This is a genomic window from Laceyella sediminis (genome assembly GCF_003003125.1).
GTDB classification, from domain to species: domain Bacteria; phylum Bacillota; class Bacilli; order Thermoactinomycetales; family Thermoactinomycetaceae; genus Laceyella; species Laceyella tengchongensis.
Genome location: NZ_PVTZ01000004.1, coordinates 168,230 through 181,664, shown reverse-complemented (window position 1 = coordinate 181,664; position 13,435 = coordinate 168,230). Strand labels below are relative to the sequence as shown.

Annotated in this window: 12 protein-coding genes; 11 read left to right on the top strand and 1 reads right to left on the bottom strand. The window is 51.5% G+C overall.

Annotation, left to right across the window (positions count from 1 at the left end):
- Positions 1-9 precede the first annotated feature (9 nt).
- The 10 genes from CLV36_RS07005 to CLV36_RS06960 all read left to right on the top strand — a co-directional run bounded on the left by CLV36_RS07005 (position 10) and on the right by CLV36_RS06960 (position 12,379).
- Positions 10-1,410, top strand: coding sequence for a putative amidoligase domain-containing protein (locus tag CLV36_RS07005; protein WP_022737623.1), 1,401 nt, complete (start codon positions 10-12; stop codon positions 1,408-1,410).
- Positions 1,411-1,479: 69 nt separating this feature from the next.
- Positions 1,480-4,152 carry a DNA mismatch repair protein MutS gene (mutS, locus tag CLV36_RS07000; RefSeq protein ID WP_106342159.1) on the top strand — a complete coding sequence of 891 codons (2,673 nt, stop codon included), beginning with the start codon at positions 1,480-1,482 and terminating at the stop codon, positions 4,150-4,152.
- A gap of 28 nt (positions 4,153-4,180) precedes the next feature.
- Complete coding sequence (mutL, locus tag CLV36_RS06995; protein WP_106342158.1) at positions 4,181-6,184, top strand: DNA mismatch repair endonuclease MutL; 2,004 nt, start codon at positions 4,181-4,183, stop codon at positions 6,182-6,184.
- A 4-nt stretch (positions 6,185-6,188) separates the two neighbouring features.
- Positions 6,189-6,971 carry a class I SAM-dependent methyltransferase gene (locus tag CLV36_RS06990; RefSeq protein ID WP_106342157.1) on the top strand — a complete coding sequence of 261 codons (783 nt, stop codon included), beginning with the start codon at positions 6,189-6,191 and terminating at the stop codon, positions 6,969-6,971.
- Complete coding sequence (gene miaA, locus CLV36_RS06985; protein ID WP_106342156.1) at positions 6,968-7,897, top strand: tRNA (adenosine(37)-N6)-dimethylallyltransferase MiaA; 930 nt, start codon at positions 6,968-6,970, stop codon at positions 7,895-7,897. Before CLV36_RS06990 ends, miaA begins: the two co-directional genes overlap by 4 nt.
- Positions 7,898-7,942: 45 nt before the next feature.
- Positions 7,943-8,185, top strand: coding sequence for an RNA chaperone Hfq (gene hfq, locus CLV36_RS06980; RefSeq protein WP_022737628.1), 243 nt, complete (start codon positions 7,943-7,945; stop codon positions 8,183-8,185).
- Positions 8,186-8,303: 118 nt separating this feature from the next.
- Positions 8,304-9,302: an AAA family ATPase gene (locus tag CLV36_RS06975; protein ID WP_022737629.1), complete on the top strand. Its 999-nt coding sequence runs from the start codon at positions 8,304-8,306 to the stop codon at positions 9,300-9,302.
- Positions 9,303-9,319: 17 nt separating this feature from the next.
- Complete coding sequence (hflX, locus tag CLV36_RS06970; RefSeq protein ID WP_425436572.1) at positions 9,320-10,582, top strand: GTPase HflX; 1,263 nt, start codon at positions 9,320-9,322, stop codon at positions 10,580-10,582.
- A 28-nt stretch (positions 10,583-10,610) separates the two neighbouring features.
- Positions 10,611-11,894, top strand: a complete 1,284-nt coding sequence (locus CLV36_RS06965) for a methionine gamma-lyase family protein (RefSeq protein WP_054096385.1) — start codon at positions 10,611-10,613, stop codon at positions 11,892-11,894.
- Positions 11,894-12,379 carry a DUF456 domain-containing protein gene (locus CLV36_RS06960; protein ID WP_054096386.1) on the top strand — a complete coding sequence of 162 codons (486 nt, stop codon included), beginning with the start codon at positions 11,894-11,896 and terminating at the stop codon, positions 12,377-12,379. The genes CLV36_RS06965 and CLV36_RS06960 overlap by 1 nt, the downstream gene beginning before the upstream one ends.
- A 307-nt stretch (positions 12,380-12,686) precedes the next feature.
- On the opposite strand, the gene CLV36_RS18025 is transcribed toward CLV36_RS06960, so the two are convergent.
- Positions 12,687-12,821, bottom strand: a complete 135-nt coding sequence (locus tag CLV36_RS18025; RefSeq protein ID WP_425436569.1) for an aminoglycoside adenylyltransferase domain-containing protein — start codon at positions 12,819-12,821, stop codon at positions 12,687-12,689.
- Between the two features lie 180 nt (positions 12,822-13,001).
- Here CLV36_RS18025 and CLV36_RS06955 point away from each other — a divergent pair, with 180 nt between their 5' ends.
- Entirely contained in the window at positions 13,002-13,397 is a 396-nt protein-coding gene (locus CLV36_RS06955) for a MerR family transcriptional regulator (RefSeq protein ID WP_054096417.1), read from the top strand.
- Positions 13,398-13,435 lie beyond the last annotated feature (38 nt).

Here is a 13,435-nt window from a genome sequence, read left to right as displayed (position 1 = left end):
GAAAGCTTCATGGTAGCCGCCACCCTTCCTTACGAATCGATAAAAAATGATGAAGAATTGAGAAAGCTGGTATTGGACGGGGATCGAACGCTCGTTCCTTCGATTGCTTTGCAACTACCGCAAGCGCCGCAGTTATCCAAAGCGATGCTGACTTTGAATGAGGAGCAACAGGTGGAACGGGCAATTCAGCCGCGTGTGCGAAGAGAGCAGCTTCAATTGCATGGCATCGCGGTAAATGATAAGTTCAAATTTGTGAGGGAGTATCTTTTTTTCATATTTCAGACGGAAGTGTTGACTGCATACTGTTCCACGGAACAAACCGTGTGGCTGGCCAATCACCAACAAAAGCGAACACGGTACCGGCGGGTAAAAGAGCAGGATCGGCCGCGTGAATACCGTCGGGCTAAACTGTTGGCTACCCGCACGATTTATGCATTGGGATTGGATTACGGCATGGTCAAAATCGGCGCGGTCAGCGGTGGCAAACTTGTCGTTGCAGGCCTCACAGTTACGCCTTCGTTGGGTGAGGATGGAATCAAAAGCTTCCTCAATGCACTGAAAGGTTATGTTGCTCAGTGTGTAGAGCCGAAGCCGGAGCCGGAGCAAATCGTGTTGGGCGCCGATCCAGAATTTGTGATGGTTGGTCCCGACGGAAAATTGGTCATCGCCTCCGATCTGATACCGGTGCGGGGGGAGATCGGCTGCGATGCGATTTGGTTGGGGGAAGACCGTCGCAAGAAGCCTTTGTTTGAATTGAGGCCCACACCTACCTCCGACCCGAAAACCATGGTGATGAGCATTTATCGCCTGCTGACCAAACTGGCCAGGAAAACGAGGCATATACAGGGAAAATGGCTAGCTGGAGGGATGCCTTGGAGCGGCTTTCCTTTAGGAGGGCATATTCATTACAGCGGAATCAAACCAAACTTTAAACTGTTCCGGGCATTGGATAACTATATGGCTCTTTTGTTTGTGATCGCCGAAGATGTGAAAGGAATCGACCGCAGGCCGAAATACGGCTATTTGGGAGATTATCGGTTTCAACCGCATGGGGGATTTGAATATCGCACGCCGCCGAGTTGGTTGGTCTCCCCTACATTGACCAAAGGGGTGTTCGCCCTAGCCAAATTGATCGCTAGCAACTACCGCACCCTTCCTTATTTCCCATTGCAAGACCCAGAAATCCAGCGCGCTTATTACATGGGCCGCAAAGCGTTGATCTACCGCTGGTTGCCCAACTTATGGGAAAAGCTGAAGAAATGCGCTGATTATGAGTTATACCAAAAACCGTTGGATGACTTGTTCCATTATCTCCTCTCCGGTGAAACGTGGGATGAAACACAAGATTTCCGCAAAGTTTGGTACCTGCCTCCGTATCAGCAGGCGCTTGTCCGGAAAAAAACTTTGTGAACAAATGGGATGACTTCAGATTTTCATGTTAAAATAGGTGAATGAAAAATATATGCGGAGGAAGAGACCATGTCGCAATATACTCCGATGATGCAACAGTATTTATCGATAAAGGCACAATATCCTGATGCCTTTTTATTTTTTCGCCTCGGCGATTTTTATGAAATGTTTTTTTCTGACGCTGAAAAGGCAGCGGAAGAGCTGGAAATTACGTTAACCAGCCGAGATGGGGGAAAAGAGCGGATTCCCATGTGTGGGGTCCCCTATCATTCTGCGCATACGTATGTGGAAAAGTTGATCGAAAAAGGGTATAAAGTGGCGATATGTGAACAAGTGGAAAATCCGGCGGCGGCCAAAGGGGTGGTGAAACGGGAAGTGGTCCGGGTCATCACTCCCGGCACCATCATTGAAGAGAACATGCTGGTTGAGCAAGAAAACAATTTCTTGCTCGCACTTGCCGGCTTCGGTGGGACGATGGCGCTCGCTGCGGCGGATCTGTCCACGGGGGAATGCCATGTCACCGAATTGGCAGGTTCATTGGATTGGATCATTGATGAAGCGGCCAGCTATGAGCCCAAAGAAGTTTTGCTCGATGAGGGATTGCATGGGAATGATGCCTTCCGTGAAGCGCTGTCGGGCAGATGCAAGTGTTTGGTGAATCCGCTCACCCTGGAAAAGCTGGTTGAACAAGAATTGGCGGAAGAGCTGCCGGAGCAATTCGCCAATTTCCATGAGGTTTGCACGTCCGAGCCCTTGCGGCGCGTACTCACCATGTTGTTTGCCTATCTGAAGCAGACCCAAAAGCGTACACTGGGGCACTTGCGGCGTTTGCGCCGGTATGATGCCAAACAATACATGATGCTGGATGAAGCGGCACGGCGCAATCTCGAATTGACGCGGACACTGGGAGAAGGCAAAAAACGGGGTTCCCTGCTGTGGCTGCTTGACCAAACGGCAACGGCCATGGGTAGCCGTCTGCTTCGCAAGTGGTTGGACAAGCCACTGTTGAACGTGTCGGACATCAAGCGGCGCCAAGACACGGTTGCAGCGTTTTTGTCAGATTTCATCCTGCTGGATGAAGCGCGCGAGATGTTGAAGCAAGTGTATGATTTGGAGCGCCTCGCAGCACGGATTTCGTTTGGCTCAGCCAATGCGAGGGATCTGACCAATGTGAAGCGTTCATTAAGTGTCATTCCTCACTTGCGTGAGCGGTTGATGCGGTCGGGCCATGATGAATTGGCCGCGTTGGGCGAACAGATGGACGAGTGTCAGGCACTCCGGGAGTTGATTGACCACGCTATTGTGGATGAACCCCCGGTTTCCGTCAAAGAAGGTGGCATCATGAGGGAAGGATACCATGCCGAACTGGATCAATTGCGCGCCATCCAAAAAGACGGCAAAAGTTGGATTGCGCAGTTGGAACAGCAAGAACGGGAAGCGACGGGCATCAAGTCGTTGAAAATCGGGTATAACCGGGTATTCGGTTACTATATCGAAGTGACCAAATCCAATTTGCAGCATGTACCTGAGCGGTATCAACGGAAGCAGACCCTTGCCAATGCGGAACGGTTTGTGACCCCCGAGTTGAAAGAACGGGAGCAATTGATTCTTAACGCCGCAGAAAAATCGGTGGAAATGGAATATGAGCTGTTCACAGAAGTGCGCAACCAAGTCGCGCAAGAGGTGACCCGCTTGCAACATTTGGCGGAGAAGGTGGCTGAAATCGATGTGCTACAAGCTTTTGCCATCATCGCCCAAAAATATCGGTACGTGAGACCGGAAGTTCATCAAGCGGATCGCCTGCATATCAAACAGGGACGTCATCCGGTGGTGGAGGCGGCCACAAATGTGGATGACTTTGTGGCTAATGATGTGACCCTGGATGGAGATAAGCGGCAAATCCTGCTCATTACCGGACCAAACATGGCTGGTAAAAGTACCTATATGCGCCAAGTGGCTTTGATCACGCTGATGAGCCAGATCGGAAGTTACGTGCCGGCGGAATACGCCGAAGTTTCTATTGTAGATCGCATTTTCACCCGCATTGGTGCGGCGGATGACCTGATTGGCGGGCGCAGTACCTTCATGGTGGAGATGGCCGAAACGTGCCACGCCTTGCGGGAAGCGACCTCCCGCAGCCTGATTTTGCTCGATGAAGTGGGGCGCGGTACGTCCACTTATGATGGGATGGCTTTGGCTCACGCCATTGTGGAATACATCCACGACCATATCGGGGCGAAGACATTGTTCTCCACGCATTATCATGAGTTGACGGAGCTGGAGCGGCAACTAGCCCGATTGGTCAACGTGCATGCCCAATGCATTGAGAAGGACGGCAAAGTGGTCTTTCTGCACCGGATCGTCCCCGGCGGGGCGGACAAAAGTTATGGTATTCATGTTGCCGAATTGGCAGGTTTGCCGCAACCGGTCATCCACCGTGCCAAAGAGATATTAGGGGAATTGGAAGGACGCTTTCACGCTTCGCCGGAACCTGCCGAACCCAAACCGGATGATTCAGCTCAGCTGTCATTGTTTGACTACGCGGCCAAAGCTACTTCGCCTGCGAAAGATGAAACGGCTAACCATGTGGCCGAGACAGTTACGCCAGGGAACGGCGCGACCACGGCGCTTTTGTCGGCTAAGGAGCAAGAAATCATTGAAGCATTGCGGCAATGGGATTTGATGATGAAGAACCCATTTGAGTGCATGCAATTTTTATATGAATTGAAACAGAAATTGTAACTGATCAGTGAGGAAGGAGGGCGAAAGCGTGGGCAGAATCCAAGTGTTGGATGATCATTTGGCCAACCAGATTGCCGCGGGGGAAGTGGTTGAACGGCCGGCCTCGATTGTGAAAGAGCTGGTGGAAAACGCGATTGATGCGGAGGCGACCCGCATTCAGATTCACATCGAAGAAGGCGGCATCTCATTAATCCGTGTCTCTGACAACGGAATCGGGATGGATCGAGAAGATGCGATCTTGGCGTTCTCCCGGCATGCGACAAGCAAAATCAAGCGCGAACGGGACTTGTTTTCGATCAAAACCCTGGGCTTTCGAGGCGAAGCCATGCCCAGCATCGCCTCGGTTGCGCGGGTGACTCTGACCACGGCCCATGATCCTTCTCAACTGGCGACAGTGGTGCGGATAGAAGGAGGCGAACTCCTCTCAGTCGAGGACGCCTCCCGCTCCCAAGGGACAGATGTGGTGGTAAAAGAGCTTTTTTACAATACACCGGCTCGTTTGAAGTACCTGAAAACGGTCAACACTGAGGTTAGCCATGTGGCGGATGTTGTCGGACGGCTGGCCTTGGCCCATCCACATATCTCTTTTGCACTCAGCCACAATCAACGGGAGCTGTTTCGCACGAGTGGTGATGGCAAGTTGCTGCATGTGCTGCACGCCCTGTACGGCAAGCAGGTGGCGAGCAGGATGGTGGCGTTTGCGGGGGAAGACGCGGACTTTGCCATCGCGGGTTATGTGACCAAACCGGAAATCACTCGTTCCACCCGTTCCTATCTATCCATCGTGCTAAATGGCCGGTTTGTTCGTTCCATACCGATTACACAAGCCATTTTGCGCGCCTATGGCACGTTGTTGCCGAATGGACGTTACCCCATCGGTGTGCTGACGGTGCAGATGGACCCCAAATTGGTTGATGTAAATGTGCATCCCGCTAAATTGGAAGTGCGGTTGAGCAAGGAGAAAGAGTGTTGCCGGTTGGTAGAGGAAGCGATCACGCGGGCGTTCAAAGCGGAGCGGTTTGTGCCGGGCGCGATGGGTAGTGTGGGGCAAGCTCGGATCAAAACGACGGTCGTCCAGGACGAGCTCTCGTGGGAGAAGATGGAGGCACCGCCGACCAAATCAATGAACAAGCCTGTTTATCCGCCCCTACAACCAAGCGGGGATCAGGTGATGGAGGCCAGCGCGAGCGATGCTAGTGACATGGAAGAGGTGCTGCAACCGCTCCAGACGCGCGGGCAGGAATCTTCCAGACAGGGAAATGTGGTAGCAGAGGAGCCCGAGTCGCTCACATTCACACCGCCGCGACCGCCTAGCGCTCCGCCTCAATCCGCTTACCGCTCAGCTTTGACCACGTTTGCCAAACGTGAAGAAACTGCGCCCGCTCCTCCGGCTGAGCAGGTGGAAGAAACGGAAAGTACGGAACCGGTGGAAACTGGTTCCACATCCCCGCGTTTGCCGGAAATGGAACCGTTGGCGCAGGTGCACGGCACCTACATTGTGGCCCAATCAAAAGACGGCTTTTATCTGATTGACCAACATGCGGCGCATGAGCGCATCTACTATGAGATTTATTCACGCAAATTGGGCGAAGAAAATACCAAGCAATACCCCTTGCTCATCCCGTTGACGATTGAGTGTTCACCCGCGGAAGCTGAACTGTTGGAAGCCAAGTTGGCGTATTTGCGGCAGTGGGGGTTGGAAATGGAGCCTTTTGGGGGAACGACGTTTGTCGTCCGGGCTTATCCCACTTGGTTTCCACGAGAAGACGCGGAGAGCCTGGTTCACGAAATCATTGAGTGGTTGAAGGAGCATGGCAAAGTGGATACGGGCGCGCTGCGTGATGCGACGGCCAAGATGATGTCTTGCAAAGCGGCGATCAAAGCGAATCGGCATTTGCGCCGTGACGAGATGGAAACCTTGTTGGTGCAGTTGAACCAATGCGAAAATCCGTTCACTTGCCCGCACGGCCGTCCCATTTTTGTTCATTTCTCCAGCTATGAGTTAGAAAAAATGTTTAAGCGAGTGATGTAGAACCGTGTTTGTGACAACGTCTTTTCATCCAGGAACGAAAGAAATCCAAGAAGCCCGGTATCTGTCCGCATTGTTGGGAATTCCCTATGTGAAGCGGGAACGTCATTCGCTGCCCGGTTTGTTTGCACAAACGGGGGAATCACGGGCGGTCATTGTGACAAAACAGGGATGGCGGGTGGAGGAGGAACAAGGTCAGCCTTTTTTCTTTCATCCCAGTATGTCCGCGCTCAGGATCAAGCAGTTGTTGAATGGAGATCCCGATGCGATGGTGGAATGCGCGGGGCTTAAGCCGGGAGATCGCGTGCTTGATTGCACCTTGGGCATGGGCGCGGACGCCGTTGTAGCGGCTCATGTCGTGGGAGATGAGGGACAAGTGGTGGCTCTTGAAAGCCAACCGGTAATCGCCGCTATCGTGAAACATGGCCTAAAAACGTATGAGACCGATCGCAAAGCCTTGCACCGTGCATTGCGGCGGGTCGAAGTGGTTCAGGCGGATTATCGAAACTATCTGCCGTTATGCCAAGATAATTCGTTCGATGTGGTGATGTTCGATCCGATGTTCCGGGAGACGGTGCAGGCTTCAAACGCCATCCAACAGTTGAAACCGTTGGCCAATCCAGAACCATTGGATGAGCGCTCTGTCCGGGAAGCGATCCGCGTGGCGAAGCGTGCCGTATTGCTGAAGGAACGGCCCAAGGGAGGAGAATTCGCCCGGCTCGGGTTTGAGATCGTCAAGTCCTCTTCCAGTTTTGCTTGGGGCGTGATTCGAAAGGGGGGAGTCCAATGAAGTCACAGGTGTTGGTGATCGCTGGACCCACCGCCGTCGGAAAAACGGCGCTCAGCATCAAGCTGGCCAAACAATTTAACGGTGAAATCATCTCAGGGGATTCAATGCAGGTATATCGGGGTATGGATATAGGGACAGCCAAAGTCACACCTGAAGAGCAAGAAGGTATCCCGCACCATCTCATTGACATCATCGATCCAGACACCCCTTTCTCCGTTCAGGAATATCAGAAGTTGGCGCGGCAGAAAATCGACGAGGTGCATGAGCGGAGTCGCCTTCCCATGCTAGTGGGGGGGACGGGGTTATATATCGAATCGGTGATGTATGATTATGAGATGCCACAGGTCCCAGAGAACCAGGCTTTGCGCCAAGAATTGGGCAGGCTCGCCGCTGAGCGGGGAGGCGAAGTGTTGCATGCTCGCTTGCAAGAGGTAGATCCCGAGACGGCTAAAAAATTGCATCCCAATGACATACGACGTATGATTCGCGCGTTAGAGGTCTATGATGTTACTGGTATTCCTTTTTCCCAGTTGAAGGGAAGAGGCACCTCTCCGTATGAAGCGTGCTGGATCGGTTTGACGATGCCGCGTGAACTTTTATATGAACGGATCAATAAGCGCGTCGATCTGATGCTGGAACAAGGACTGGTCGAAGAAGTCAAGCGGTTGAAGGAGAAAGGGTACGGCCTCGGTTTGACTTCAATGCAAGCCATCGGGTATAAGGAAATCATGGCTTATCTGTCAGGGCAATTAACGTTGGAGGAAGCGGTGCATCTGATCAAGCAAGGTTCGCGTAAGTATGCCAAACGCCAGCTGTCCTGGTTTCGCCGTTATGGGGAGATGCACTGGTTTGATGTGACGAATAGGGAATGTTTTGCAGAAATTCAGAGCTTGGTTGCAGGAAAGTGCCATTTGGCTAGAGAATAGAGTACAATAATGTAAAATGTTAAAATTACATAGGAGGTACGGATTTTGAAACAATCCATCAACATTCAAGATACATTTCTAAACCAAATCCGCAAAGAATCGGTTCCCGTCACCATCTATTTGGTAAACGGATTTCAGCTACGCGGGGTGATTCGCGGCTTTGATAATTTTACCATAGTGATTGACAGCGAAGGTAAACAACAAATGGTTTACAAGCATGCAATCTCCACGTTTACTCCCGCTCGTCCGGTATCTCTGATGCCGTCTGATGAAAGCAAAGAAGGCTGAGCCCCTTTTAAGCTGCTGAATCTATCAGCAGCTTTTTTCAGTCCTCTGACGGGATTCACCCATTTCTGGGCGGGTGCGTATACATAAAAAAGCATCAGACCACAGAGAGGTGAACCGGATGGGGAGAAGGGTTTACACCGGAACCGCAAAACATCAGATACATGTTGTGTTTGACCATCGCCAGCAATGCCGCCAAACTGCCGCCCCGGCTTCTGTCGTAGAATCGACCCGTGAAACGGAGGGGCCGCTAAAAGCGTGCTTGGATCAATTGGACGAATTGGTGGGACTGTCTAAGGTAAAAGAGTTTGTGACGGAGATATACGCTTGGCTGGAAGTGAGCAAACGTCGCCAAGCGGCAGGATTGGCAACAGACCAGCAAGTATTGCACATGATTTTTGCTGGTGAACCAGGCACGGGGAAAACGACTGTGGCCCGCATCATCGGCAAGTTGTTTAAAGAGATGGGCGTTTTGTCCAAAGGGCATTTGATCGAAGTGGAGCGGGCAGATTTGGTTGGCGAATATATCGGTCACACGGCGCAAAAAACGCGTGAACACGTGCGTCGGGCCTTGGGCGGCATTTTGTTTATTGATGAGGCTTATTCCTTGGCGCGCGGCGGGGACAAGGATTTTGGCAAGGAAGCAATTGATACCCTGGTAAAATCAATGGAAGACCATAAAAATGAGTTCATTCTCATTTTGGCGGGTTATTCTCATGAGATGGGACAATTTTTGCGGCTTAACCCAGGATTGCCGTCCCGGTTTCCCATCCAACTCACTTTTCCGCCGTTTACGTTGGCCGAGTTGATGGAAATCGCGGACAATATGGTGCGCGAGCGGGAATACCGGTTATCCTTCGCTTTCAAAGAGAAACTGAAAAAACACTTGCAGGAGGAGCGGCTGAGAAATCGGAGCCATTTCGGCAATGCTCGCCATGTCCGTAATTTGATCGAACAGGCGGCCCGCCATCAGGCCGTTCGCCTGTTGCGTGCCAAGCACGCGAGCCGCGATGATCTGATGACGCTCAGAAGCGAAGACCTGCAAATAGAGTCCGGTTCGCAGAATGGGTTCAAGGCTTCGTGGTATAATGAGAAAATCCATGATTCACTCACTGTCTGAGAAAGGAATGAAGTAGGATAGAAACGGTGCAAAACAGCGACAAAGAAAAGGCGATTCTTGTTGGATGCGGTCCCAAACGGAATGAATGGGAACTGTTATCCACGTTGGAAGAGTTGGGACGCTTGGCGGAAACATCTGCAGCCGAAGTGATCGGTCAAGCGGTGCAATTTCGTGACCGCCTTGACCCGGCTTGGTTGATCGGCAAAGGAAAAGCGGAAGAAGTGGCGCAAATGGCGGAAGAGCGGGAGGCGGACCTGGTAATTTTTGATCACGAGCTGAGTCCGGCGCAGATCCGTAATTTGGAGCGGCTGTTACCCTGCAAAGTGATTGACCGCACGCAGTTGATTCTCGACATTTTCGCACAACGCGCCCAGACCAAAGAAGGCCGGATTCAAGTGGAGCTGGCGCAATTGGAATACATGTTGCCCCGCTTGGCAGGTCGCGGCAAAGAGTTGTCGCGCCTGGGTGGGGGCATCGGTACCCGCGGACCGGGTGAGAAGAAATTGGAAACGGACCGCCGGCACATCCACCGGCAAATCCGCGACTTGAAGAAACAATTGGAAGAAGTGAAAAAACATCGTCGTTTGCATTCGGAGCGGCGCAAAAAAAACGAAGTAGTTCAAGTCGCCTTGGTTGGCTACACCAACGCGGGCAAGTCCACTTTACTCAATCGGTTGACGGGAGCAGAGGTGTTGGCTGAAAATAAATTATTTGCCACGTTGGACCCGACTTCGCGCATGCTTGAGTTGCCTTCAGGCCAACAAGTGATCTTGACGGACACGGTCGGTTTCATCCGCAATTTGCCTCATCATCTCGTGGCCGCTTTCCGCTCTACGCTGGAACAAGTGCGGGAAGCGGATCTCTTGTTGCATGTGGTAGACGCGGCGCACCCTGAAGCGGCCGAACAGATTGCGGCGGTGGAGAAGGTGTTGGAAGAGTTACAGGCGACGGATATTCCCACCTTGATGGTGCTCAACAAAGCGGATTTGTTGGATGGGCAAGGTATCGAACCCGATGGGCGGGAGATCGTTCGCATTTCCGCGTTGCGGGAGGAAGATGTGGACAAATTGAAGAGGAAAATCGAAAACTTGCTCCGTTCTAAGCCCATGACTGTCCATCTGGAAATCCCGATTGAGCGGGGAGATCTCCTTTCTGCTTTGCATCGGATGGCGGAAGTCGTTTCCGCCAAGGCGAATGACGCTTTCATGGAGATAGAGTGCCGTTTGACGGACAAACAGCTGGAGAAATTGCCGTCGGAATTGAAACAACAAGTTACTTAGAAATTTAATCAATAGGAATGATGAATCAGTGTATAACCAGTTGCGACATGGACAATGGATCGAAAAGAAAGTAGCTGCCGTCGAGGCGAAAATCGCTCCTGTGCTCAAACGGATCGAGCGAAACGTCGATCGGCAGCAGTGGAAAACGCTGGCCGCATACCGTGAGCATGGGGTGAGCGAAATTCATCTTCAGGCTTCAACAGGATACGGGTATGACGATTTGGGGCGAGAGGCATTTGAAAAAGTGTTCGCCTCCCTGTTTGGCGCGGAGCAAGCGTTAGTGCGACCCAATATCATTTCGGGCACGCATGCAATCGCCGCTTGTTTGTACGGAGTGTTGCGCCCAGGAGATGAGTTGATCTATTTGACGGGCCGTCCTTATGACACGTTGCACCAAGTGATTGGAAAAGAATGCGATGGATCGGGATCACTGGCGGATTTAGGCATCGCCTATCGGGAGATCCCTTTGACTTCTGCGGGTCGAATCGATTGGGATGCGTTTCGGGAAGCAGTAAGCGCGCGCACCCGCATGATCGGTATCCAGCGGTCACGAGGATATGCAGACCGTCCTTCCTTCACCATCGCGGACATCCGAGACATGGTTGAGCGGGTACGTGAGATTTGTCCCGAGGCGGTCATTTTCGTCGACAATTGTTACGGCGAATTTGTGGAGGAGGTCGAACCGACTCAGGTGGGCGCCGATTTAGTTGCCGGTTCGCTGATCAAAAACCCCGGCGGCGGTTTGGCCAAATCAGGTGGATATATCGCCGGTAAAGCAAAATGGGTGGAGCGGGCAGCTTCCCGCTTGGTTGCACCGGGAATTGGCGTTGAAGGCGGGGCGACGCACGGGTATTTGCGCGATTACTATCAAGGGCTGTTTTTGGCGCCTCATGTGGTGGGTGAAGCCCTTAAAGGTGCGGTGTTCGCGGCGGCCTTTTTGGAAGAATTGGGTTTCAAAACCTCCCCATCATGGGAAGAAACAAGAACGGATATCATTCAACAAATCCATTTGGGAAGCGCAGAGTTGTTGGTGGCCTTCTGCCAAGGAATTCAATCGGCTTCCCCCATTGACGCGCATATTCTGCCCGTTCCGTCTCCCATGCCAGGATACCGTGATGAAGTGATCATGGCGGCCGGAACGTTTGTGCAAGGCGCTAGCATTGAGCTTTCGGCGGACGGTCCGCTCAGACCGCCATATATCGCTTTTATGCAAGGGGGATTGACGTATTCCCATGTGAAGATCGGCATTGTGCAAGCGCTGGATCACATGGCAGAAACGGGCCACATCGCGTTTGAAAGGGGAAACGAGTAGTGGAATGGCTGTTGTGGGTACTAGTCTTTTTCTTAATCATACTAGGATTCGTTGGGCTAATCGTGCCTGTGTTGCCGGATGTACCGCTGTTGGTGGCCGGCTTTGCCGTGTATCACTTCCTGATTGATGGCGGGGAGCAGTTGGGTACCGGATTTTGGATCACCACGCTGTTGGTGGCCGTTTTGTTGATGTTGGTGGACTACATTTCAAGTAGTGTCGCCGTGAAAAAATACGGAGGGTCCACGCTGGCGGTCGTTGCCGCTGTATTGGGGGTGCTGACGTTCCCGTTCATCATCGGCCCGATCGGCATTATCGTGGGACCCTTTCTCTTGGTTTTCTTGATGGAGCTGGTAATCAAGAGAAATGCCACTGAAGCCTTCAAAGTGGCATATGGCACATTGGTTGGATTTTTAGGCGGGATTTTCGTCAAATTCTTAGTGATGTTGGGTTTAGTGATTTGGTTCAGCTTCTTAGTGATATTTTAAAGAACAAAGCCGTTTCCATTGTGGGAAGCGGCTTTTTTTAGTTACCAAAGGCTTCGGCAACAAAAAAGAGGACGCTTGCGGAAGCGTCCCATGTGAATGAAAGAGTTGTGTAGGTGAAAACAAAAGGCGCACCATGCAGTGGATGTAAGCCTTTTCATATTTTAAACGATTTTGAGAGGGATTGCATTAAGAAATCATTGCCACCCATGGATTCAGAATAATCAATGTTCCGGTAGGGGGATCGCGGGATATTTTGCGTTTCAATCGGCTAGTGTTGCAAGAGGTGTGCCGGTGTCCCTTGCACGCCTTATTCGCATTCCCACACGCGGGCTATGGTTAAGATTGTCTGCGTGGGTTGCTGATCGAACCATTCATGGTGTTGATCAACGATCGTGTTAGTAAATGAATGAAAAACCTGAGCTGGTGGAATATGCGAAGTCAATCACCGCAATAATATGGAAGCAAGCGGAAACAAAGGCTATGAACAGGAGCAATAGGTGGTTAAGGGGAAAAAAATAGCAATGTCATTTTTCCTTACATGCATTGACTAACAAACCTTACATAAATATAATGAAGTTGTAAGGCATTCCCGAATAGCTGAAAGGGGGCGCCCTCAATGAACGTGAAAGATGAGCTTCGACGGAACATGCCTTTATTTCCAATAGGAATTGTGACCAAGCTGACCGAATTGACCCCGCGTCAAATTCGGTATTATGAGCAACAAGGCCTGATCAGCCCAGAAAGGACCAAGGGAAACCAACGGTTATTCTCTTTCAACGATGTTGATCGCTTGCTCCAGATCAAATCTTATTTGGAAAAGGGTATCAACATCGCGGGAATCCGTGAAATGCTCAAACAGTCACAGCAAGTCCTGGAAGCAAAACGGGAAGCGGAAACCGCCAAGAAGGAGCTGAGCGAGCGCGAATTGCGCCGCATGCTGAAACAACAGATCATCCACCCGAGACGGGGGCAGATCCCGTTGAATCATGGTGAATTATCTCGGTTTTTCCGCCACTGATTGTTGCTTTCGGTCAAGATAGACATCTTGCTTAAATG

Coding starts and splice junctions, on each gene's coding strand:
- CLV36_RS07005 (WP_022737623.1), top strand. CDS start 10: ATGGTAGCCGCCACCCTTCCTTACGAATCGATAAAAAATGATGAAGAA.
- mutS (WP_106342159.1), top strand. CDS start 1,480: ATGTCGCAATATACTCCGATGATGCAACAGTATTTATCGATAAAGGCA.
- miaA (WP_106342156.1), top strand. CDS start 6,968: ATGAAGTCACAGGTGTTGGTGATCGCTGGACCCACCGCCGTCGGAAAA.
- CLV36_RS06975 (WP_022737629.1), top strand. CDS start 8,304: ATGGGGAGAAGGGTTTACACCGGAACCGCAAAACATCAGATACATGTT.